The organism is uncultured Sulfitobacter sp. (assembly GCF_947500075.1).
In the GTDB taxonomy this organism is placed as follows: domain Bacteria; phylum Pseudomonadota; class Alphaproteobacteria; order Rhodobacterales; family Rhodobacteraceae; genus Sulfitobacter.
Map to the genome: position 1 here is coordinate 499,095 of NZ_CANMQS010000003.1, position 21,048 is coordinate 520,142.

A 21,048-nucleotide genomic window follows, 5' to 3' on the forward strand; every position below is an offset into this window, starting at 1 on the left:
GGGCTCAGGCGGCCTGATCCGACCGGCCTTCGGTCAGGATCGTGAACAACGTGCCGGGGTCGCGGTTGGCGCGCAGTTTTGTGCAAAAGGAGGGGTCACGCAGGGTACGCGCGACCAATGCCAGCGCCTTGAGGTGTTCCACGCCGGCATCAATGGGCGCAAAGAGCGCAAAGGCCAGATCTACGGGCTGGCGGTCAACAGAGGAAAAATCAATCGGTTTTTCCATCAGGACAAAGGCGCCCACAACTTCATCCAGACCCTCAAGGCGGGCATGGGGCAGGGCCACGCCGTGGCCCACACCCGTTGGTCCCAGAGATTCGCGTTCGGTCAGCGCGTCGACAACCTTGTCGGCATCCAGATCATAGGCGGATTGCGCCAATTCACCAAAAGCCTGCATCAGGCGTTTCTTGCTGGACGCGGCGGTCACAACTTTCACAGCCTCAGGCTTGAGAAGTCTCGCAAATTCCATTTTTAACGCTCTGCTTTTACGCGGATGGGTGTCCGCAGCTTGTCCCTTAAGGATCGATCCAGCCGATGTTGCCGTCATCCCGGCGATACACCACGTTCAACCCTTCCTTGCCTTCGTTACGAAACACCAACACGGGGGCGCCTGCCAGTTCCATTTGCATGACCGCTTCGCCGACAGACAAGGTGGCAATCTTTGTCTGCATTTCCGCGATGATCATGGGTTGGAGAGTTTCAGGTTCCTGCGCGTCAGAATCGCTTTCTGAGGCGAGGATATACGAGGAGGCACCGAACAATTCAACCGGTTCGGCCCGATCTTTGTGATGATCTTTCAACCGTCGCTTGTAGCGGCGCAGCTGCTTTTCCATCTTCTCAGCGCAGGAGTCGAAAGCGGCGTAAATCTCAGGGTTATGGGCCTTGGCGGATGCGGTCAGACCGGTGGACAGATGAACTGTGGCTTCGCAGACAAATTCATGCCCTGACTTGGAAAACACGACCTGAGCGTCCGTCGGGCGTTCGGCGTATTTCTGAACGGATACATCCAGTTCTGTCTTCACGTGGGTCTGAAGGGCGTCGCCAATGTCGATCTGTTTACCGCTGATTTGATACCGCATGCTTTCTCCTTGTCATGTGTCATCGGGCAGGCCCATTGCGCCACAGGGTGTGGCTGGCAGGCGTGCTAGATGCGGAATGCGGTGACGACGTTCCCGGAAGTGTTCGGATTGAACTGGAAAATGCCCTGGCGGATAGGCCGATGCAGTCTCCGTTGGGAACGTGGTGTCACCATACCCCTATGACGCCCAAAAAACGGTTCAAAGTCAATGGTTGGGAGGGCGTTTGGCACCAGAAAAACCCGGCACAAATTTACCGCATTTTAGGAAATACGGAAATTGTCACCCAGGTAGACGCGGCGCACGTTTTCATTCTGGATAACCTCATCCGGGGTGCCGGACATGAGCACCTTGCCTTCGTGCAGGATGTACGCGCGGTCCACGATCTCAAGTGTTTCCCGCACGTTATGGTCGGTGATCAGCACGCCGATGCCGCGGTTCTTGAGGTCCGCCACAAGATGCCGGATGTCGCCCACAGAGATGGGATCAACCCCGGCAAAGGGTTCATCCAGCAGCAGGTATTTGGGATCGGCGGCAAGGCAGCGGGCGATCTCCACCCGGCGACGCTCCCCACCTGACAGCGCCATGGCGGGCGCGCGGCGCAGATGTTCGATGGAGAATTCCGACAGCAGCTCTTCGAGCCGCTCGCGCCGTTTGTGGCGGTCATCGAGGGTGATGTCGAGGATGGCGCTGATGTTGTCCTGCACGCTGAGGCCGCGAAAAATGCTCATCTCCTGCGGCAGGTATCCGATGCCCAGTTGCGCACGGCGGTACATGGGCAGGGTTGTCACATCCTTGCCGTCGACTTTGACGGTGCCGCCTTCTGGGGTCACCAGGCCAGCCACGGCATAGAAGGTGGTGGTTTTGCCCGACCCGTTCGGGCCAAGCAGGGCCACAACTTCACCCCGTCCCAATTCCATGGAGAAATCGCGGATCACGGTTTTCTTGCGGTAGGATTTGCGCAGATGGTCGATGACCAGCCCGGCAGAGCCCTCTGCGACCTTCAAATGAGGTTTGGCCATCAGTTGTCGTTGCCTGTTTGCAGGATTGTTTTCACCCGGCCTGACATCTGAGCCGTGCCATCAGACAAACGCACGCTCATCCGGTCGGCGGAAAGGGCGCTGGCACCCTGCGCCAGCAGGACGTTGCCGGTCATCACGATGGTGCCATCGTCGATGTTGTAATCGGCCCGCTCCGCCTCTGCCGCGTCGGGGCCGGAGACAAGTGTCACGCCGCCGGTTGCCTCAAGCCGCGCGATGCCCTTGTTTTCTGCGCGGTACACCACCAGCACCCGCGCAGCAGACAGGCGCATCTCTCCCTGACCGATCATAACGTTGCCGGTAAAGACCGCGGTGCCGGAATCCTGATCCACGGCAAGATTATCTGCCGTGACTTCAACAGGTTGATTGGTGTCCTGACGGATCGTGCCAAACGCCACGTTGGTGCCCTGGGCAAAGGCAGGTGTGACGGGCAGGACCAGGATCAGGCACAGCAAAAGGGATCGCAAAGGGGTCAGGTACGTCACTCTTCAGGTCGCTCTTCAATTTGTTTGGGGTCATATATCAGTTTCACGCCATTTTTGAAAACCAATTGGGTCGGGTTCTCGCCATCTTGTGCAAGGATGTCCATTGCGCCTGCGTCCAGCGTGCCGCCGGGGCCGGTCGCATGGACCGGTCCGGGGGAAGAAATCTCAATCTCTGTCAGGGTTGCGCGCAACATATCGCTTTCAATACGGTAGCCTGTGGAGGTGATAATCGTCACCTCTCCGGTGAGTTCGGCGAAGTTCTCTGAAAGGTTCAATTGAGCCTCATCCGCGTCCATCGTGATGCGCCCGCCGCTGGCCAGATCCATGGCGACCTTGACCTCTTCGGCGCGGTTGGCGCCGGTTTCGCCTTGGGGCGTGACCAGCACATCGGCGGAGAATGAAATCTCATCCCCGTCCGCTGTAGCGCCGGAAAAGAACGGGCCGGTCACCTGTTGATCGCGCAGGCGGTCCTGCACTTCCTTATCGGCAAAAGGGATCGCCGTTTCAGGATCGACGGAGCGGGACAGCAGGAAAAGGGTCGAGAGGATACCGAGCGAGCTGAGCGGGAAGAGGATCTTCAGCCAGAACACCATGCGGGTATAACGGTCTGTCTCCACCTCGCGTCATCCCAGCCCGACGCGCAGGCAGTCGTGGATGTGCAGAAGGCCTGCGGGTTTGGCGGGGCCAGCCGGGTCAACCACCACAAGGCAGGTGATTTTGCGGGCGTTCATGATGCCCACGGCCTTTTCGGCCAGCGCATCGGGTTCGATGGTCACGGGGCCAGTGGTCATCACGTCGCGGGCGCTGAGCGTGGCAAGGCCGTCCATATGGCGGCTGATGTCACCGTTTGTGATGATGCCGGCCATGACGCCCTGATCGTCGGTGACGATGGTGACGCCGAACCCTTTCTCACCGATCTGAGACAGCGCATCGGACATGGCGGCATCGGTGTGCACCATGGGGATGGCATCGCCGGTGTGCATCAGGTCGCTGACATGGCTCAGCTTTGCGCCCAGCTTGCCGCCGGGGTGGAAGTTGCGGAAATGTTCGGGGGTAAAGGCGCGATGCTCCATCAATGCGACGGCGAGGGCGTCGCCCATGGCCAGTGTCATTGTTGTGGAAGAGGTCGGCACAATGCCGGTGCCGCAGGCTTCGCCAAGGGCGGGCAGGGTGAGGATGACGTCAGACTGGCTGCCAAGGCTGCTGTCGGGGCGGCTGGTCATTCCGATCAGGGGAATGTCAAAGCGCCGGGAATAGGCGATGAGGTTGGCCAGTTCCGGCGCTTCGCCGGAGTTGGAGATGGCGAGCACCACGTCGCTGGCGGTGATCATGCCGAGATCGCCGTGAGACGCCTCTGCCGGGTGCACGAATTGCGCGGGCGTGCCGGTGCTGGCCAGGGTCGCGGCGATCTTGTTGGCGATGTGGCCGGATTTGCCGATGCCGGTTATGATCACGCGGCCCTTGGTGTCCCGCATCAGGTCGATGGCGGCACGAAAGCTGTCATCAAGGCTGGCGGCGAGGGCACGCAGGGCGTCGGCTTCGGTTTCAATCACCCGGCGCGCGGTATCGAGGAAAGGTGTGCTCATGAATGGGCGAAAATGTCAGTGTCGGGCCAGCCGGCAAGGTCAAGCTGCGCGCGCATGGGCAGGAAATCAAAACAGGCCTGCGCCATTTCCATGCGGCCCTCGCGGATCAGCATCTGGTTCAGCTTGTCGCGCAACTTGTGCAGGTAGAGCACGTCAGAGGCGGCATATTCCACCTGTGCATCGGTCAACGTTTCCGCGCCCCAATCGCTGGATTGCTGTTGTTTGGAAATGTCGATTTGCAGGAGTTCTTGAAGCAGCTTCGCCAACCCGTGGCGGTCCGTGTAGGTGCGGATCAGGCGGCTGGCGATCTTGGTGCAATAGACGGGTGCGGTGACCGCGCCAAAGGCGTTCAGCATCGCGGCGATGTCAAAGCGGCCAAAGTGGAAGAGCTTCAGCACATGCGGGTTTTCCAGAAGCGCGCAGAGGTTCGGTGCCGCTGTCTGGCCCTTGGCGATTTGCACCAGATGGGCGTTCCCGTCCCCACCTGAGAGCTGCACGACGCAGAGCCGGTCGCGGTGCGGATGCAGGCCCATGGTTTCACAGTCGATGGCAACCATCGGGCCCAGATCGAGGCCGTCGGGCAGGTCATTTTGATATACGTGGTTTGTCATAGCCGCCTCTATATCGCGCTTGATGGTGTTCGGAAAGCGCAGGAATTACGACGATGTTCAGGCGGCGGCGCGGGGCGGCTCAATCTCGCTCAGCGCGGGGCGGGGGAAGCGGGTGAGCAGGGCCGCGATATGATGGTGACAGCGGCGCCCGGGCCAGTCTTGGGCAATGAGCGGCTGGGGCAGGGCAGGGTGTTTCAGGACCAGTCTGCGCCAGTTGTGCACGATCAGCCCGCGCAGCACGGCGGTTTCCAGTGGGGAGAGGCGGGTGTCGCGGGGAAGGGCGCTTTCAAGTGTCTCTAACGTGGCCAAAAGGGCGGTATAAGGCACGCGCAGGTCTTCCGGCGCGGCTTGGGCCTTGAGCCAGTCGGGCGCGGTTTCGGCGGTCAGCGGCATCGCGCCTTCGGGCGGATGCAGGTCGCCGCCCCCAACGTAGAGGCGCGGCTGGACCTGAACGAAGCCCAACTGCTCCAGATTGCGGCCGGGTTTTTCCAGCAGGATCAGCTGCCAGTCGGCAGGACCGCTGTCCGGGTTTGCGTAGATGCGCGGGCTGGCGGCGACGGTTTCGGCGCGGCCCTGCGCCGTCAGGCTGTGACGGCTGATGCGGCCGCTCTTCTGGCTGGCGATCCAGCCGTCGTTGCGCAGGCGGTGCAGGGCGACACGGGTGGCTTCGGGTTTGACCTGCAAGAGGGCCATCATCGCAGAGAGAACCGGACCGTCGATGGCCTGCCCTTCGTCCTGCGCAAGATCCCCGAACAGCGACACCATCAGTGACCACACCCGCTGCCCGCCCAGCGTGCGCAGTCCGGCGGTGGCTTGAGTGAAGTCCAGTTCAGAGGGCATTCATCGTCAGTAGCTCATATTCAGCCACAGCCTGATCGTTTTGGTTGGTGAGGGTGACGTGCCAGCGGACCTCGCCATATTCGTCATTGCGCGGGGTTTTGTGTTTGACCGTGAGGCGCACCTTGATGCTGTCACCGGCGACCACGTGTTCCATGAAGCGCAGGTTATCAAGGCCGGTGTTGGCAAGGACGGGGCCGGGGTCGGGTTGGACGAAGAGGCCCGCAGCGAAGCTGAGCAGCAGATAGCCGTGGGCGACGCGACCGGGGAAGAAGGGGTTCGCCTTGGCGGCTTCTTCGTCCATGTGGGCGTAGAAGGTGTCACCGGTGAAATGGGCGAAGGTTTCGATGTCTTCCAACGTCACTTCGCGGGCGGGGGAGTGGAAGGTTTCGCCCAGCGCGACTTCCGTGAAGGTGCGGGTGAAGGGGTGCGCGCGATCGGTGATCGTGTCGCTGCCGGGGACCCATTGTTGGCTGATGGCGCTGAGGATGTCGGGGCTGCCTTGCACGGCGGTCCGCTGCATGTAGTGCATGACGCCGCGGATACCGCCAAGCTCCTCGCCCCCGCCCGCGCGGCCCGGTCCGCCGTGGACCATGTGGGGCAGTGGCGAGCCGTGGCCCGTGGCTTCGGCCATGCTTTGGCGGTTATTGAAGTAGAGGCGTCCGTGGAAGGCAGCGGCACCAAAGGTGATTTCGCGGGCGGTGTCGGGATCGTTGGTGATGACGGAGGCGACAAGCGATCCGTTGCCCTTGTTCAGCAGCTTTACCGCATGAGGCAGGTCACGGTAGGGCATGAGGGTGGAGACGGGGCCGAAGGCTTCGGTGTCGTGCACACGCTCTGCCAGATCGGGCGCGGCGCAATGAAAGAGCATCGGGGGGACGAATGCGCCCTTGTTCTTGTCAGCACCCTCCACGGTGAAATCATCCGGATTGCCGAAGACGCGTTCCGCTTCTGCCCCTATTAGAGCCGCTTTTTCCAGCACATCGCGTTTCTGGCTGGCGGAAACCACCGCGCCCATGCGGGTGGTTTCCAGCCGAGGATCGCCGATGGTGGTTTTGGCCAAGCGGTTGGACAGCGCGTCGAACACCGCGTCGATTTGCGGTTCCGGCACCATGATACGGCGGATGGCGGTGCATTTCTGACCGGCTTTGGCGGTCATTTCACGGCTGACTTCTTTGATGAAGAGGTCGAATTCCGGCGTGCCGGGTGTCGCGTCGGGGCCAAGGAGGGAGGCGTTGAGGCTGTCTTGCTCAGATGCAAAACGGACGGAGCGTTCCAGCAGCAGCGGATTGCTGCGGAGTTTCAGCGCAGTGTCGGCAGAGCCGGTAAAGGCCACGGCATCCTGACAGTCGAGATGGTCGAGCATGTCGCCGAGCCCGCCGGACACCAGTTGCACCGCGCCGTCAGGCAGGAGGCCGGATTGCAGCATCAGACGCACGCAAGCCTCTGTCACATAGCAGGTTGCGGTCGCGGGTTTGACGATCGCCGGGACGCCCGCCAGCAGGGTGGGGGCGAGTTTTTCGAGCATCCCCCAAACGGGGAAGTTGAAAGCGTTGATGTGGACGGCGACGCCAAGCAAGGGCGTGCAGATGTGACGGCCCAGGAACTGTCCGTCGCGGCCCAGTTGTTCTGGCGCGCCGTCCAGGTAGGCATGCCCATCCGGCATCTCACGACGCCCTTTGGAGGCGAAGACCAGCATTGTGCCGATCCCGCCGTCGACGTCGATCTTGTGATCGCTGAGGGTCGCGCCGGTGTCATAGCTGAGGTCGTAGAGCGTTTGCTTATGCTCCATCAGATGGAGCGCTACCGCTTTCAGCATCCGCGCGCGGTCATGGAACGTGAGCTTGCGTAAGGCGGGGCCGCCAATGTCGCGGGCGTAGGAGAGCATCGCTTGCACATCCAGCGCGTCGTTGCCGGCCTGTGCAATCACCTCTCCGGTAATCGCGCTGGCGATGTTGCGGGCGCCGGCGCCGGGATTGGTCCATTGACCGGCGGCGAAACTTTGGACGTCGATCATGGGGCTTCCTTAATGTGTGTCGTAGTCGATGACGAGTTTATCGGTGAGCGGGTAGGACTGGCACGACAGGACATAGCCACGTTCGACTTCGTAGTCTTCAAGCGCGTGGTTCGAGATCATCTCGACCTCGCCTTCGAGCACCTTGCACATGCAGGTGGAGCAGACCCCGGCCTTGCAGGCAAAGGGGGCGTCCTGTCCGGCCTCCAGCGCTGCTTCCAGCACCGATTGGCCCTTGGGCATCTCAAAAGTGCGCTGGGCGCCGTCGATGATCACGGTCACTTCGGTGCCGGCTTGTCCTTCGCTCCGCTTGGCCATTTCCTGTTTGGCAAGCTGGCCTTGCTGGCTTTCGCTGAAGAGTTCGAATTTGATCTGATCAGGCTCTAACCCGTGGGTTTTGAGGCTGTCAGAGATGGCGAGCATCATCGGTTCCGGCCCGCAGATGAACGCGGTGTCGATGGATTTGATGTCGATCCAGTTGGAGAAAAGCTGTGCGCATTTCTCCTGATCGACACGGCCGGTGAACAGGTCGATGTCCTGACCGGATTCGAGCATATGGATGATCGTCACGCGGCCCATGTAGGTGTTTTTCAGATCCTCCAGCTCCTCGCGGAACATGATCGTGTTCACGGCGCGGTTGGCGTAGACGAGGGTGAAGGTGGACGCGGGTTCGCGTTTCAGCACGGTTTTGAGGATCGACAGCACGGGCGTGATGCCGGAGCCGCCTGCAAACCCAAGGTAATTCTTGGCGCGTTCCGGCTCCAGCGGGGTGAAGAATTTGCCCTGCGGAGGCATGGCGTGCAGCGTGTCGCCGACTTGCAGTTCCGTGTTGGCGAAGGTGGAGAATGCGCCGCCATCGACCCGTTTGATGCCGACTTGCAGTTTGCCGTCATCAAGCCCTGCGCAGATCGAGTAGTTGCGGCGCAACTCCGTCCCGTCGAAGTCCTGCTTGAAGGTCAGATATTGGCCCTGCGTGAAGTCGAAGGCATCGGGATTGTCCGGTTCCAGCGTCAGCACCACCGCGTCGCGGATGGTGTGGTGGATGTCGGTCACGGTGAGGAGGTGAAACTGGCTCATCTGGGCCTCAGATACATTTGAAATAGTCGAAGGGTTCACGGCAGGATTGGCAGCGCCATTGTGCCTTGCAGGGGGTCGAGCCGAACTGGCTGATTTTCTCCACCTGGGTGGATTTGCAGTGCGGACAGTGCTGTGGGCCACCTGCGGGTTGGGGCGGGGCGATGCCGTATTCTTCGAGCTTCGCGCGGCCCGCGTCGGTCAGCCAGTCGGTTGTCCAGGCGGGGGAGAGTTGGCGTTTCAGCGTCAGCTTCTCGATCCCGTGGCCGCGCAGGGCGGTTTCGATGTCGAGGTTGATGATGCTGGTCGCCGGGCAACCGGAATAGGTGGGCGTGACCGTGACTTCGAGCGTGTCGCCTTGCCATTGCACATCGCGGATGATGCCCAGATCGGTGAGGGTGATCACCGGGATTTCAGGATCGGGGATGGCGGAAAGCCATTCCCAAACCGTCTCTAACCTGGGCTTTCCCGCCGATTTCTCAGCCGGGACATGCGGTGCGCGCACCACGCCCGGAACAGGTTGTGGCGCAGGTCTTACCATGTCGCATCAGGATAGGCGCGTTGCAGCCACTGCATCTGGGTCAGCATGTGCCCCAGATGTTCGGTGTGCCGCGTGCCTGATTTCCCGCCCTTGTGCGCAAAATCGTCTTCGGGTTTGGTCAGGGTCGCTTCGGTCAACACGTCGTCCAGATGTGCGTCATATCCGGCGCGGTGACTGGCGGGATCGGGGGCGATGCCCGCATCGGCCATCGCCGTGTCCACATCGTCGGACAGGAACATCTCTCCCACAAATGGGTAGAGTTTGTTCAGTCCGTTCTGCATCCGGCTGTGGCTTTCTTCGGTGCCATCGCCAAGGCCGATCACCGTGTCGGTGGAGCGTTCAACGTGGTAGGTCACTTCCTTCACCGATTTTTCCGCGATCGCGGCAATCTGGTCGTTGGAAGACGCCATCAGCCCCTTGAGGTGCATCACGTGCCAGCTGTCGAACAGGAACTGCCGCATCATGGTCTGGCCGAAGTCGCCGTTGGGCTGTTCACACAGCAACAGATTGCGGAAATCCCAGACGTCGCGGTGATAGGCGAGCTTGTCCGCATCGCGACCCTTGCCTTCGACCTCACCGGCGAGGCCGAGCCAGAGTTGCGTTTGCCCAATGAGGTCAAGTGCGGTGTTGGCGAGCGCGATGTCTTCTTCAATCACCGGGGCGACGCCGCACCATTCGGAAACGCGGTGGCCCAAGACCAGCGTGTTGTCGCCCAACCGGCAGAGGTATTCGAACAGCGGATCGCTCACATCGCACCTACTTCGTCAGGAATGTCGAAGAAGGTTGGATGGCGATAGACCTTGTCGTTGGACGGCTCATAAAGCGATCCCTTTTCTTCCGGAGAAGACGCGGCGATGTGGTGGGCTTCGACGGCCCAGATGCTGACGCCTTCGTTGCGGCGGGTATAGACATCGCGGGCGTTTTTGATCGCCATTTCAGCGTCTGGCGCATGGAGCGATCCGACATGGCGGTGGCTGAGCCCGTGTTGACCGCGGATGAAGATTTCCCACAGGGGCCATTCGGTGGCGCGGGTTTCGGTATGCTCGCTGGCCTGGCTGTCTTTGTAAGGGCTGGATTCAGGGCTGCTCATGTGTCTCTCCGTCTGTGCTGGGGGGTGCAAAAGTTTTGAAAACTCTTGGCAAATTCCTTCGAAGGAATTTGGTCACTCCGCCGCGAGTTTGGCCGCTTGTTTCTTCTGGGCATTGGCCAGCAGCCCTTCGCGCACCCAGCGGCCTTCGTCCCAGGCCTTGTTGCGGGCTTCCAACCGTTCGGTGTTGCAGGGGCCGTTGCCTTTGAGCACGTCAAAGAACTCCTCCCAATCGGGTTCGGAGAAGTCGTAGTGGCCGGTTTCTTCGTTCCACTTGAGGTGCTCATCGGGCACCGTCAGGCCGAGGTATTCAGCCTGCGGTACGGTCTGATCGACGAACTTCTGACGCAGTTCATCGTTGGTGTTCATTTTTATCTTCCACGCCATGGATTGGGCGGAATGCACGGATTCCTTGTCGGAGGGGCCGAACATCATCAGCGACGGATACCAGAAGCGGTTGAGCGCATCCTGCGCCATTTTGCGCTGGGCCTCCGTCCCGTTGGCCATCTTCATCATGATGTCGAAGCCCTGACGCTGGTGGAAGGACTCTTCCTTGCAGATACGCACCATTGCGCGGGCGTAGGGGCCGTAGGAGGTGCGCTGCAACGGCACCTGGTTCATGATCGCGGCCCCATCGACCAGCCAGCCGACGGCCCCCATGTCTGCCCATGTCAGGGTCGGATAATTGAAGATGGAGGAGTATTTCATCTTGCCCGACAGCAGGTCGCGGGTCAGATCATCGCGGGTCACGCCGAGGGTTTCGGCGGCGCAGTAGAGGTAGAGGCCATGGCCCGCTTCGTCCTGCACTTTGGCCAGCAGGATCGCCTTACGCTCCAGCGTGGGGGCGCGGGTGATCCAGTTGCCTTCGGGCAGCTGACCGACGATTTCAGAATGGGCGTGCTGGCCGATCTGGCGGATCAGGTTCTTTCGGTAGCCGTCCGGCATCCAGTCCTTTGGCTCAATCTTGCCGCCTGCGTTGATCCGCTCCTGAAAGGCGCGTTCGTCGGGGTCCATTTCATCCAGGGATTTGACGCCCTGACCGGTAGACTTGATCATCTGTGCATACATGGTTCAGGTCCTTTCAAGAATGAGTGCGACACCCTGCCCAACGCCGACACACATGGTGCAAAGCGCGTAGCGGCCGGAGGTGCGTTTGAGTTGTAGTGCTGCGGTCATCACCAGCCGTGCGCCAGACATGCCCAGCGGATGCCCGATGGCAATGGCGCCACCGTTGGCGTTGACGTGGGGCGCGTCGTCCGGGACGCCGAGCGCGCGCAGGGTGGCGATGCCCTGAGCGGCGAAGGCTTCGTTTAGTTCGATCACATCCATCTGGTCGATGGTCAGACCCGCGCGGGCCAGCACCTTTTGCGTGGCGGGCACAGGGCCGATGCCCATGACGCGGGGTTCGACGCCTGCGGCGGCGATGCCGACGACACGGGCGATGGGGGTGAGGTTATGTTCGGTGGCGGCCTGTTCAGAGGCAATCAGCATGGCGGCTGCACCGTCGTTCACGCCGGAGGCATTGCCGGCAGTCACGGTCAGGTCAGGGCCGTTGATCGGGCGCAATTTGGCGAGTTGTTCTGCGGTGGTGCTTGGACGGGGGTGTTCATCCGTGTCGACGATGATCGGATCGCCCTTGCGCTGCGGAATGGTGACCGGGGCGATTTCGTCTTTGAAGATGCCAGCGGCCTGTGCAGCGGCCCAGCGGTATTGGCTGCGCTGGGCGAAGGCGTCCTGATCTGCGCGGTTGACGTCGTGATCCTCGGCCACGTTGTCGGCTGTTTCTGGCATGGAATCGGTGCCGTATTGCGCCTTCATCTTGGGATTCACGAACCGCCAGCCGATGGTGGTGTCGTAAACCGCATTGGCGCGGGAGAAGGCCGCTTCAGCCTTTGGCATCACGAAAGGGGCGCGGGTCATGCTTTCGACACCGCCTGCGATGGCCAGATCCATGTCACCGGCGCGGATCGCGCGGGCGGCCGCGCCCACCGCATCCATGCCAGAGGCGCAGAGGCGGTTGATGGTCATGCCGGGCACATCCACCGGAAGACCGGCCAGCAAAGCCGCCATTCGCGCGACGTTGCGATTGTCTTCGCCAGCCTGATTGGCGCAGCCCATGAACACATCATCCACGCGGGCCCAATCCAGATCCGGGTGACGCGCCATCAAGGCGGCAATGGGTGCCGCAGCCAGATCATCGGCGCGCACGGAGGCCAGAGCACCGCCAAATCTCCCAATGGCTGTGCGCTGCGCGTCACAGATGAATGCCTGCATGTTCTGAACTCCCTTTGAGGGGTCAGAATAGGCAATGATCAGGGGTGTGACAAGCTAAATGTTACTGATTGTTCACGCGGTCCTCTTATTCGTAACATGTCATGCCGCAGCCTCTGCATCATGGTCAATGTGACCGTGGTGCGCGGCGCGAGCGCTTGTGTGGAAATGGCTCAGCGCTTCATCCAGGGACTTTGCTTCGCCGCTGAGTGATACGCTGGCGGCGGTCATTTCCTCCAGAGTTGCGGCGTTGACCTGCGAGGCGGAATCGATGGATTGGATGGCGGTATTCACTTCCTCGATGCCATGGGATTGCTGTTCGACGGCAAGGGCGATTTCCGATATCTGGCCAGATACAACTTCCACCTCTGAAATGATCCCTTCAACGGCGGTGCGCGACTGCGTGACCTTGGTGACGCCTTCTTCGACGGTCTTGTTGTTGCGCTGGATCACATCGTTGATCTCCTGCACGGCGTCCTTGGACCGCTGGGCAAGCGCGCGGACTTCGGACGCGACGACGGAAAAGCCGCGCCCGGCTTCGCCTGCGCGGGCCGCTTCGACGCCGGCATTCAGAGCGAGCAGGTTGATCTGAAAGGCGATGTCTTCGATCACGTTGATGACGCGGTTGATCTCGGCAGAGGCTTCGGTCATCTGGTTGATCGAGGCTTCGGTCTCATTCGCGGCTTCCTGGGTCTTGTAAGCGCTGTCGCGCACCCGCAGCGTCGCGTCTTCGGCGCTTTTTGCGCTGGCGACAACCTGGCGGATGCTGGCGGTAATCTCCTCCACCGCGGCGGAGGTTTCTTCGATAGACGCGGCACTTGTCTCCGCGCGTTTGGCCATCCCGTGTGAGGAGGTTTCCAGTTCGGAAGAGGTTGCGCTGACGCTTTGTCCGCTTTGCACGACGGATGAAATGGTGTCTTCGACCGATTGCAGCGCGGTGTTGAAATCCTCCTGCATGCGGTTGAATGCGCCCAGTCTTTCCCCCTCAATCCGGACCTGGAGGTTGCCATTGGACAACTCGCCAATGCTGGTCATCATGTCGTTGATGTTGTTTTCAGTTGCAACAAGAAGACGGTTGATGATGTCGGACAGGCCTTTGAGGCTGGGATCATCCTGATTGGTCGGCATCCGGTTTGAGAAATTCCCCGAGGCGGCTGCATCCAGAACCTCTTCGACGTTTCTTTGAAAGCCGACCAGCGTTTCGAGGCGTTCCTGCTCTGCCGCGCGTTCGGCCGCTTGCCGTTTACGCTCTTCCGCTTCCCGCTGTGCCTTGTCTTCCTGTTCCTTTGCTTCCCGCGCGGTTTCAAGCGCCTGCTTTTCCTTTATCTCCGCATCCATTTTCCGGGCCGAGAGGGCATTGTCGCGGAAGACGATGAGAGCATTGTTGATCTGGGCAACTTCGGTTTCCGCATCGCTTTTCTCAATCTCGACATCCAGATCGCCGGTGGCCAATGTACGCATCGTACCGGTGGCTTTTGTCAGGCTGCGGGATACGCTGCGGCCGGTGACGAAAGCCAAGGTGGCCCCAATGAGCACGCCGAAGGCAACGATCAAACTGACAATCCGGATGGCGTATTCGGCGACCGCTGATCCCGCTTCCCCGGTTGCGGCCCGGCCTTGGTCGAGGGCGTTGGAGATCTGTACGATTTTGCTCATGATGTCAGGGTCGAGCCTGTCCATCTCGGCATATCTGGCCAATTTGGCGTTCCAATCTTGGCTGGCTTTTGTTTGAAGATCGGCAAACGAATTCAGCGCGGCGATTGCATCTGATACCAGCGCGCCGGTTTCGGTTCCTTCCACCGAGCCTTCCAGCCAGGTCATTTTCAGCAACGCGCCTTCGGTTTCCTTTTTTGCACGCTCGTAATACTCTAAGTTGTTGGTGAGCAAGAAGCGCTCGAAGTAGGCTCTGCTCAGCAGAAGATTCACGTTTGACTGGGCGGCACGAAATGTTGCGTTGTACTGCTGTTGTTCGTAAGCAGATTCGGATGCCCGTGACAGGCTTTGGCGGGCCTGTGTACCCAGCGCCCGGAGTTCCAGCAGCTCTTCATCGATTGCAAGCCTGAGCGTGACAAGCTCCTCAACGATTGCCTTGTATATCTGCAATTGATCGACGGCGTCGGTGATCGTGTCATTCAGGGAGGTGCCTTTCAAACGGTCGGACAAGAGGATCTTTTTGGCAAAGATGTCGTCGAAGGAGGCAATGAGAATATCCGCGGCTTCGGTACCTGATCCGGTCCGGAACTGAAACGAAGCCAACCGCGCGTCAATAAGGCTCGACGTCATGGAATCAGCAATGGCTGCGGTTGTGGAGATTTCCTTAAACTCAGAAAAATTCTGCGAAATCCGCGTGGCCTGATAGATCGAATAGGACCCTGCGATCACGATCAAGGCGATCATGGCGCCCATCCCAAGATAGATGCGTTTTACAATAGACACGTGCGATTCTCCGGATCAAAGTTTGATCAGAACGTCGCAGCAAAGCATTAACACCTGATGTATCGCCACATCAGCCGGGATCAGCGCTGACCCGCACCATACGTTTGCCTTTGTTGTCACCCGACAGCAGCCCGATCAAGGCATGGGGGGCGTTCTCCAACCCTTCCACGATGTCTTCGGTCACAACGATCTGGCCTGCATTGACCCAATGGCGCAGTGCACGCAGCGCGCGGGGGTCGTCGCGGGTATGATCGGTGACGATGAAGCCTTCCATGCGCAGGCGCTTGACCACGACCACCCCCGGCAAGTTGCGTGGCCCGGTGACGTTGTCAGTGTCGTATTGGCTGATCGCGCCACAGCACACCACGCGGCCGCGTTCGTTCATCAGGTTCAATGCGCGTTCAAGGATACGGCCGCCGACGTTGTCGAAATAGACGTCCACCCCATCCGGGCAGGCGGCAGCGAGGGCCTTGCCAAAGCCCGGATCGCGGTAGTCAAGGCAGGCATCAAACCCCATCGTTTCAGTGACCCAAGCGCATTTTTCGGGCCCGCCTGCGATGCCAACAACACGGCAACCCATGGCGCGGGCGATCTGGCCGACATAGCCCCCCACGGATCCCGCCGCAGCAGAGACGAGCACTGTTTCCCCCGGCATCGGCTGGCCGATGGTCATCAGGCCGTGATAGGCGGTCTTTCCGGCAATGCCGTAGACGGACATATGATGGGATAGCGGCTCTATCTTGGGGAGTTTCATCACCCGGTGGGCGGGGATGATGATGTGGTCTGACCATGTTGCTTCTGCCGCGACAATGTCGCCGGGGGAGAATCCTGGACTGTGGGAGGTCATCACTTCGCAGATGGCGTAGGTGGGCATCGGATCACCGGCATTCACCGCAGCACGGTAGGTCGCACCTTTCATCCAGGACCGGTTTGCGGCATCAATCGACATGAGGATCACTCGCAGGAGAAGCTCTCCATCGCCCGGCTCGGGCATGGGTGTTTCGATGAGGTTGAAATGCGCTGGCGTCAGGGCGGCGGTGGGCAGTTCTGCGATGACAATCTGGCGGTTGGTCATGGGGGCTCCTGTCAGGGGAAGGGAATGGCATGAAAGATGAAGCGCGACAGCATCGGTTCAAGCTGCCGCAAGGGGCGTGTGACATCCTGCTGATCCGGCATGGAGAGACGCAGGCCGCCGTGCGCGGAGAGATGTTTCCCATGGTGGACGGGCAGGGCGACCCGCCGTTGCGGGCCGAAGGGGAAGCGCAGGCGCTGGCTGTGGCGGAGCGGCTGAAAACAGAGCCTATTGCGGCGATTTACGTGACAACCATGCAGCGGACCCATCAAACCGCCAGACCTTTGGCGGCGGCTTTGGGGCATGCACCCCGGATTGAGCCCGATCTGCGAGAGGTGTTTCTGGGGGACTGGGACGGCGGCGAGTACCGCTTCCGCGCTGCCGCCAATGACCCCGCGTTTGTGCGTGCACGGGAGCGCGAGGAATGGGGCGAAATCCCCGGTGCAGAGACGACCGCAGCTTTGCACAAACGGGTCTCGCTCGGTCTGTGGCGCATTGCGGCGGCCCATGCGGATCAGATGGTCGCGGTCGTGGTGCATGGTGGTGTTGTCGGCGCGGCCATGGCGCTGGCAACCGGGTCGCGCCCCTTTGCGTTCAACGGGGCCAACAACGGGTCGATCAGCCGGTTGGTGGTGGCGCGGGACCGCATGATTTTGCGTGGCTTCAATGACGTGGCGCATCTGCCCTAGTCTACGTTCAGCACAACCTTGCCCAGCACCTTGCGGTCCTGCATCAATTTCAGGGCCTTGGGCGCGTCTTCCAGCGGGAAGCGGGCGGAGATACGCGGTTTGATCTGGCCGTTGGCGTACATGTCGAACAACTCGCCCATGTTCGCCGCATGGCCCGCAGGGTCACGCATGACGGAGGCGCCCCAGAAAACACCGACGATCTGGCTGCCTTTCAGCAGGGTGAGGTTCAGCGGGATTTTGGGGATGCCAGCAGGGAAACCGACGACGAGGAAGCGTCCCTCCCACGCCATGGCACGCAGGGTGGGTTCGGCGTAGTCGCCGCCGACCGAGTCATAGACCACATTCACGCCCTGACCACCTGCCAGTTTCTTGATCTGGGCAGAGAACTCTTTCTGCGCGTCGCGGTCCATTTCCCTTGGATAGACTATTGTTTCGTCCGCGCCGCAGTCTTTGCAGAAGGCTGCTTTTTCGTCGGACGATACGGCAGCGATCACCTTGGCACCTGCCGCTTTGGCAAGTTCGATTGCAGCAACACCCACGCCGCCAGCGGCGCCAAGGACCAGCACGCTTTCGCCGGGTTGCAGTTTCGCCCGGTCTTTGAGCGCATGATGCGACGTGCCGTAGGTGAAGATGAAACAGGCCGCGTCCTCATAGGGCATCGCGTCGGGGATCTTGCTGGTGCTGGTGGCGTCAGCGAGCACATGGGTGGCGAAACCGCCGAAACCCGTCAAAGCCAGCACGCGGTCGCCAATGGCGAAGCCGGTGACGCCTTCACCAACGGCTTCAATCTCTCCAGCCACCTCGCCACCGGGGGCAAAGGGGCGCGGCGGGCGCATCTGGTACATGTCACGGATGATCAGCGTGTCGGGAAAGTTCAGCCCCGCAGCCCGCACTCGGATGCGCACCTGCCGCTTGTTCGGCTCGGGCAGGGTGTGATCCTTGAGCACAAGGGTTTCGGGGCCGCCGGGGGCTTCGCTGAGCATGGCTTTCACGGGGTTTCTCCTGTCTGTGTGATCCTGATAGGGCGGTGTGCGGGGCGGCATTGTCAACGCCATAGTGCCGTGCAATCCTTGCCTTTCGCGGGGTGACGCAGCGTCCCGCTGGTCAATCGGGGGAGGATGGGCTGTGACTGACACCATGACAGATTTTCGCAAAGACCTGCGCGATTGGCTGGAAGCGTATTGCCCCGCCGAAATGCGCGATGGGGCTGCCTCGGAGGAGACAATTTGCTGGGGCGGCAAGGATTGGGTTTTCAGCAGTGACGCGCAGCGTGAATGGCTGAATGCCTGCGTTGCCGAAGGCTACACTGTGCCGACATGGCCGAAAGAATACGGTGGTGCGGGGCTGAACCGGGATCAACAGAAGATTTTCGACGAGGAGATTGCGCGGATCGGCGCACGGTTCCCGTTGCAGAGTTTCGGCATCTGGATGCTGGGGCCAGCCTTGCTGCATTTCGGGACACATGAGCAGAAACTGCATTATCTGCCGCCCATTGCGCGCGGTGAGGTGCGGTGGTGTCAGGGGTATTCAGAGCCCGGTGCAGGGTCTGATCTGGCCTCCGTTCAGACCTTTGGTGCGGATGCGGGCGATCATTGGGTCGTGAACGGGCAGAAAATCTGGACGTCTTATGCGGATAAGGCCGACTGGATTTTCGCATTGGTGCGCACGGATCGGGAAGCGCCCAAGCACAAGGGTATTTCCTTTCTGCTGATCGATATGAACGATCCCGGTGTTGACACACGGCCGATCAAGTTGATCTCTGGCGCGTCGCCGTTTTGCGAGACGTTTTTCACGGATGTGAAAGTGCCCAAAGAGCAGATTGTGGGCGATGTGAACCGGGGCTGGGATGTGGCGAAGTATCTGCTGACCCATGAGCGGGAGATGATCTCCGGCTCTGGCATGTTGCAGGCGGGTGGGCGGCCCTTGGGCGCGGTGCTGGCCGAAGGCGACGCGGGGCTGGAGGATGCGACGCTGCGAGCGGCGGCGATGCGGTGCGAGGTGGATCAGCTGGCGATGGGTCTGACGCTGGAGCGCTACCGGGACATGGCGGAAGCCGGGCAGGGGGCTGGCGATGCCTCCGCCATGCTGAAGTATCTCGGTACAGAGCTGAACAAGCAGCGGCATGAGTTGATGATGATGGCCGACGGATCGGACGCGCTGGAGTGGGGCGACCGCCCGGCGGACTGGCTTCGGACCAAGGCGAATTCCATCGAAGGGGGCACAAGTGAGGTGATGCTGTCGATCATCTCGCGCCGTGTGCTGGGGTTGCCGGCATGAGTGTGAAGCTGGTTCAGGCCGAAGAGGAAGTCATGCTCGCCGATATGGCGCGCGGGTTTTTGGATGATGCAGCCCCGGTATCGCATTTGCGCGCCCTGCGGGATGCGGGAGAGACGCATGACCCGGCCCTGTGGGCTGAGATGGCACGCATGGGCTGGGCCGGGGTGCTGGTGCTTGAGGCGCAAGGCGGCTCTGACATGGGGTATGCAGCGGCAAATGTGATTGCGCAGGAGATGGGCAAGACGCTAGTGACTTCTCCGTTCCTGTCGACGGCTGTGATTGCAGCGACGGCCTTGCGGCAGATTGGAGATGCGCGGGCGGAGGCAGCGTTGGCGCGAATTGCCGGCGGTGAGGTGACCTATGCGTTGGCGGTTGATGAGAGTGCGAAATTCGACCCTAACAAGGTGGAAATGACGGCTGAGGCGGATGGAAACGGGTTTCGGCTGAACGGCACGAAGCAGTTTGTTGTCGATGGTGCGTTGGCGGATCGGTTGCTGGTGTTGGCGCGGACGGCGGAGGGTCTGACGCTGTTTGACCTGGATGCAGGCGCCGCCGGGGTCAGCCGTGACGCGCGGGCGATGATCGACGCGCGGGATGCCGCGAGGATCACGTTTGAGGATGTGGAGGCCACGGGTGCCGATGTGCTGGGACAGGTGGATCATGCGATGGACGTGCTGCGGCCCGCTTTGCAAGCCGGACAGGCGGCGCTGGCGGCGGAGATGACAGGGCTGGCCGCAGGCGCTTTTGCGATGACTGTCGATTATCTGAAAGAACGCAAGCAGTTCGGAGTTGAGATTGGCCGCTTTCAGGCGCTGCAACACCGCGCGGCGCATTTGTGGTGCGAGGTTGAGGTGACGTCTTCGGCGATCCTCAATGCAGGGCGGCTGTTGGACAGCGCACTCGAAGATGCCGCGATGGCGGTGTCGCTGGCCAAGGCGAAAGCCACGCAGACGGCGCAACTGGCGGTGCAGGAAGGTGTGCAGATGCACGGCGGGATCGGCATGACGGATGCCTATGACATGGGGTTCTACATGAAACGCGCGCGGGTCGGGGCGGAATGGCTGGGGGACTACAGCTATCACGCCGAACAAGTGGCCAGATACAGGGGCTTTTGATGGATTTAGAGACGCTTTTCGGGCTTGAAGGCAAGGTGGCGCTGGTCACAGGCGGAGCAACCGGGATTGGGCGCATGGCGGCAGAGGCGCTTGTGCGCGCCGGTGCGCATGTACTGCTGGCCAGCCGCAAGGGCGAGGCTTGTGAAGCGGTCGCGGCAGAGTTGAACGCGCTGGGCGCGTCGGGGCGTGCGACCGGGTTTGCCGGAGATGTGGGGACGGAGGCCGGCGTCGATGCGCTGGTGGCGTCGGTCAGGGAACATACCGACAGGCTCGATATCCTGATGAACAATGCGGGCACCACCTGGGGCGCGCCGATGGGCAAGTTTCCCTTCGAGGCCTGGCAGAAGGTGATGGACGTGAATGTGGCGGGGCTGTTTGACCTGACGCAGAAGCTGTTACCGATGCTGGTCGCGGGCGGGACGGTGGATGATCCCGCGCGGGTGATCAATGTCGCTTCCCTGATGGGAGAGCGGGAGATTGGTGATGGGGCCTATAGCTATTCCGCGTCCAAGGCGGCGGTGATCCATCTGAGCAAGATCATGGGTAAGGAATTGGCCGGGCATCATGTGACCGTCAATGCGCTGGCGCCGGGACCGTTTGTGTCGCGGATGACCGCTTTTGCCACCCATGCGGAGGACAACCGGGAACAAGTGGCCAAACATGTGCCGCTGAAACGGGTGGGCCGGGATGAGGATATCGCGGGCTGCGTGCTGTTTCTGAGCGGGCGCGGCGGGGCCTATGTGACCGGGGCCGTGATTCCGGTGTCGGGTGGCCTGAACGTGGTCGCGGCACCCAATATCTTCGAAGGCGCCATGGGGTAAGCCTCCACGAGCCAAA

At 61.1% G+C, this 21,048-nt stretch carries 22 protein-coding genes; 4 read left to right on the forward strand and 18 right to left on the reverse strand.

What is annotated here, in order from left to right; genetic code table 11:
- Positions 1-4: 4 nt before the first annotated feature.
- From Q1A91_RS12300 to Q1A91_RS12380, 17 genes are all read right to left on the reverse strand, one after another.
- Positions 5-469, reverse strand: coding sequence for a PTS sugar transporter subunit IIA (locus Q1A91_RS12300; protein WP_299877439.1), 465 nt, complete (start codon positions 467-469; stop codon positions 5-7).
- Between the two features lie 46 nt (positions 470-515).
- Positions 516-1,079: a ribosome-associated translation inhibitor RaiA gene (gene raiA, locus Q1A91_RS12305; protein ID WP_299877442.1), complete on the reverse strand. Its 564-nt coding sequence runs from the start codon at positions 1,077-1,079 to the stop codon at positions 516-518.
- 260 nt (positions 1,080-1,339) lie between these two features.
- The gene (gene lptB, locus Q1A91_RS12310; RefSeq protein WP_299877445.1) at positions 1,340-2,098 is read right to left on the reverse strand and encodes an LPS export ABC transporter ATP-binding protein; all 759 of its coding nucleotides are present in this window, start codon (positions 2,096-2,098) and stop codon (positions 1,340-1,342) included.
- A complete protein-coding gene (lptA, locus tag Q1A91_RS12315; protein WP_299877762.1) occupies positions 2,098-2,592 on the reverse strand; it encodes a lipopolysaccharide transport periplasmic protein LptA in 495 nt (164 codons plus the stop codon). The genes lptB and lptA overlap by 1 nt, the downstream gene beginning before the upstream one ends.
- A gap of 5 nt (positions 2,593-2,597) precedes the next feature.
- Entirely contained in the window at positions 2,598-3,218 is a 621-nt protein-coding gene (lptC, locus tag Q1A91_RS12320; RefSeq protein WP_299877448.1) for an LPS export ABC transporter periplasmic protein LptC, read from the reverse strand.
- Positions 3,219-3,224: 6 nt separating this feature from the next.
- Positions 3,225-4,187, reverse strand: coding sequence for an SIS domain-containing protein (locus tag Q1A91_RS12325; RefSeq protein ID WP_299877450.1), 963 nt, complete (start codon positions 4,185-4,187; stop codon positions 3,225-3,227).
- A complete protein-coding gene (locus Q1A91_RS12330; RefSeq protein WP_299877453.1) occupies positions 4,184-4,798 on the reverse strand; it encodes a ribonuclease D in 615 nt (204 codons plus the stop codon). The genes Q1A91_RS12325 and Q1A91_RS12330 overlap by 4 nt, the downstream gene beginning before the upstream one ends.
- A 57-nt stretch (positions 4,799-4,855) precedes the next feature.
- Positions 4,856-5,638: a PaaX family transcriptional regulator C-terminal domain-containing protein gene (locus tag Q1A91_RS12335; RefSeq protein WP_299877455.1), complete on the reverse strand. Its 783-nt coding sequence runs from the start codon at positions 5,636-5,638 to the stop codon at positions 4,856-4,858.
- A complete protein-coding gene (paaZ, locus tag Q1A91_RS12340) occupies positions 5,628-7,652 on the reverse strand; it encodes a phenylacetic acid degradation bifunctional protein PaaZ (protein ID WP_299877458.1) in 2,025 nt (674 codons plus the stop codon). Before paaZ ends, Q1A91_RS12335 begins: the two co-directional genes overlap by 11 nt.
- A gap of 9 nt (positions 7,653-7,661) precedes the next feature.
- Positions 7,662-8,726, reverse strand: coding sequence for a 2Fe-2S iron-sulfur cluster-binding protein (locus tag Q1A91_RS12345; protein WP_299877461.1), 1,065 nt, complete (start codon positions 8,724-8,726; stop codon positions 7,662-7,664).
- A 7-nt stretch (positions 8,727-8,733) separates the two neighbouring features.
- Positions 8,734-9,228, reverse strand: a complete 495-nt coding sequence (gene paaD / locus Q1A91_RS12350) for a 1,2-phenylacetyl-CoA epoxidase subunit PaaD (protein WP_299877463.1) — start codon at positions 9,226-9,228, stop codon at positions 8,734-8,736.
- Between the two features lie 29 nt (positions 9,229-9,257).
- The gene (gene paaC / locus Q1A91_RS12355) at positions 9,258-10,013 is read right to left on the reverse strand and encodes a 1,2-phenylacetyl-CoA epoxidase subunit PaaC (RefSeq protein WP_299877466.1); all 756 of its coding nucleotides are present in this window, start codon (positions 10,011-10,013) and stop codon (positions 9,258-9,260) included.
- Positions 10,010-10,354, reverse strand: a complete 345-nt coding sequence (paaB, locus tag Q1A91_RS12360) for a 1,2-phenylacetyl-CoA epoxidase subunit PaaB (RefSeq protein ID WP_299877469.1) — start codon at positions 10,352-10,354, stop codon at positions 10,010-10,012. Before paaB ends, paaC begins: the two co-directional genes overlap by 4 nt.
- A 72-nt stretch (positions 10,355-10,426) precedes the next feature.
- The gene (paaA, locus tag Q1A91_RS12365) at positions 10,427-11,419 is read right to left on the reverse strand and encodes a 1,2-phenylacetyl-CoA epoxidase subunit PaaA (RefSeq protein ID WP_299877471.1); all 993 of its coding nucleotides are present in this window, start codon (positions 11,417-11,419) and stop codon (positions 10,427-10,429) included.
- Positions 11,420-11,422: 3 nt separating this feature from the next.
- The gene (gene pcaF, locus Q1A91_RS12370; protein ID WP_299877473.1) at positions 11,423-12,625 is read right to left on the reverse strand and encodes a 3-oxoadipyl-CoA thiolase; all 1,203 of its coding nucleotides are present in this window, start codon (positions 12,623-12,625) and stop codon (positions 11,423-11,425) included.
- 99 nt (positions 12,626-12,724) lie between these two features.
- Positions 12,725-15,058 carry a methyl-accepting chemotaxis protein gene (locus Q1A91_RS12375; RefSeq protein WP_299877476.1) on the reverse strand — a complete coding sequence of 778 codons (2,334 nt, stop codon included), beginning with the start codon at positions 15,056-15,058 and terminating at the stop codon, positions 12,725-12,727.
- 70 nt (positions 15,059-15,128) lie between these two features.
- On the reverse strand, positions 15,129-16,133 hold the full coding sequence (locus tag Q1A91_RS12380; protein WP_299877479.1) for an NADP-dependent oxidoreductase: 1,005 nt from the start codon (positions 16,131-16,133) through the stop codon (positions 15,129-15,131).
- A 29-nt stretch (positions 16,134-16,162) separates the two neighbouring features.
- Here Q1A91_RS12380 and Q1A91_RS12385 point away from each other — a divergent pair, with 29 nt between their 5' ends.
- On the forward strand, positions 16,163-16,819 hold the full coding sequence (locus tag Q1A91_RS12385; protein WP_299877482.1) for a histidine phosphatase family protein: 657 nt from the start codon (positions 16,163-16,165) through the stop codon (positions 16,817-16,819).
- Here Q1A91_RS12385 and Q1A91_RS12390 read toward each other — a convergent pair.
- Positions 16,816-17,811: an NADPH:quinone oxidoreductase family protein gene (locus Q1A91_RS12390; RefSeq protein WP_299877485.1), complete on the reverse strand. Its 996-nt coding sequence runs from the start codon at positions 17,809-17,811 to the stop codon at positions 16,816-16,818. The two genes, Q1A91_RS12385 and Q1A91_RS12390, sit on opposite strands and share 4 nt — an antisense overlap.
- A 145-nt stretch (positions 17,812-17,956) precedes the next feature.
- Between Q1A91_RS12390 and Q1A91_RS12395 the strand changes: the two genes are divergently transcribed.
- From Q1A91_RS12395 to Q1A91_RS12405, 3 genes are read left to right on the forward strand one after another with little or no spacing between them, the layout of a single operon-like run.
- Positions 17,957-19,096 carry an acyl-CoA dehydrogenase family protein gene (locus Q1A91_RS12395; protein ID WP_299877490.1) on the forward strand — a complete coding sequence of 380 codons (1,140 nt, stop codon included), beginning with the start codon at positions 17,957-17,959 and terminating at the stop codon, positions 19,094-19,096.
- On the forward strand, positions 19,093-20,211 hold the full coding sequence (locus Q1A91_RS12400; RefSeq protein ID WP_299877493.1) for an acyl-CoA dehydrogenase: 1,119 nt from the start codon (positions 19,093-19,095) through the stop codon (positions 20,209-20,211). Before Q1A91_RS12395 ends, Q1A91_RS12400 begins: the two co-directional genes overlap by 4 nt.
- A complete protein-coding gene (locus Q1A91_RS12405; protein WP_299877495.1) occupies positions 20,211-21,032 on the forward strand; it encodes an SDR family NAD(P)-dependent oxidoreductase in 822 nt (273 codons plus the stop codon). Before Q1A91_RS12400 ends, Q1A91_RS12405 begins: the two co-directional genes overlap by 1 nt.
- Positions 21,033-21,048: the final 16 nt, after the last annotated feature.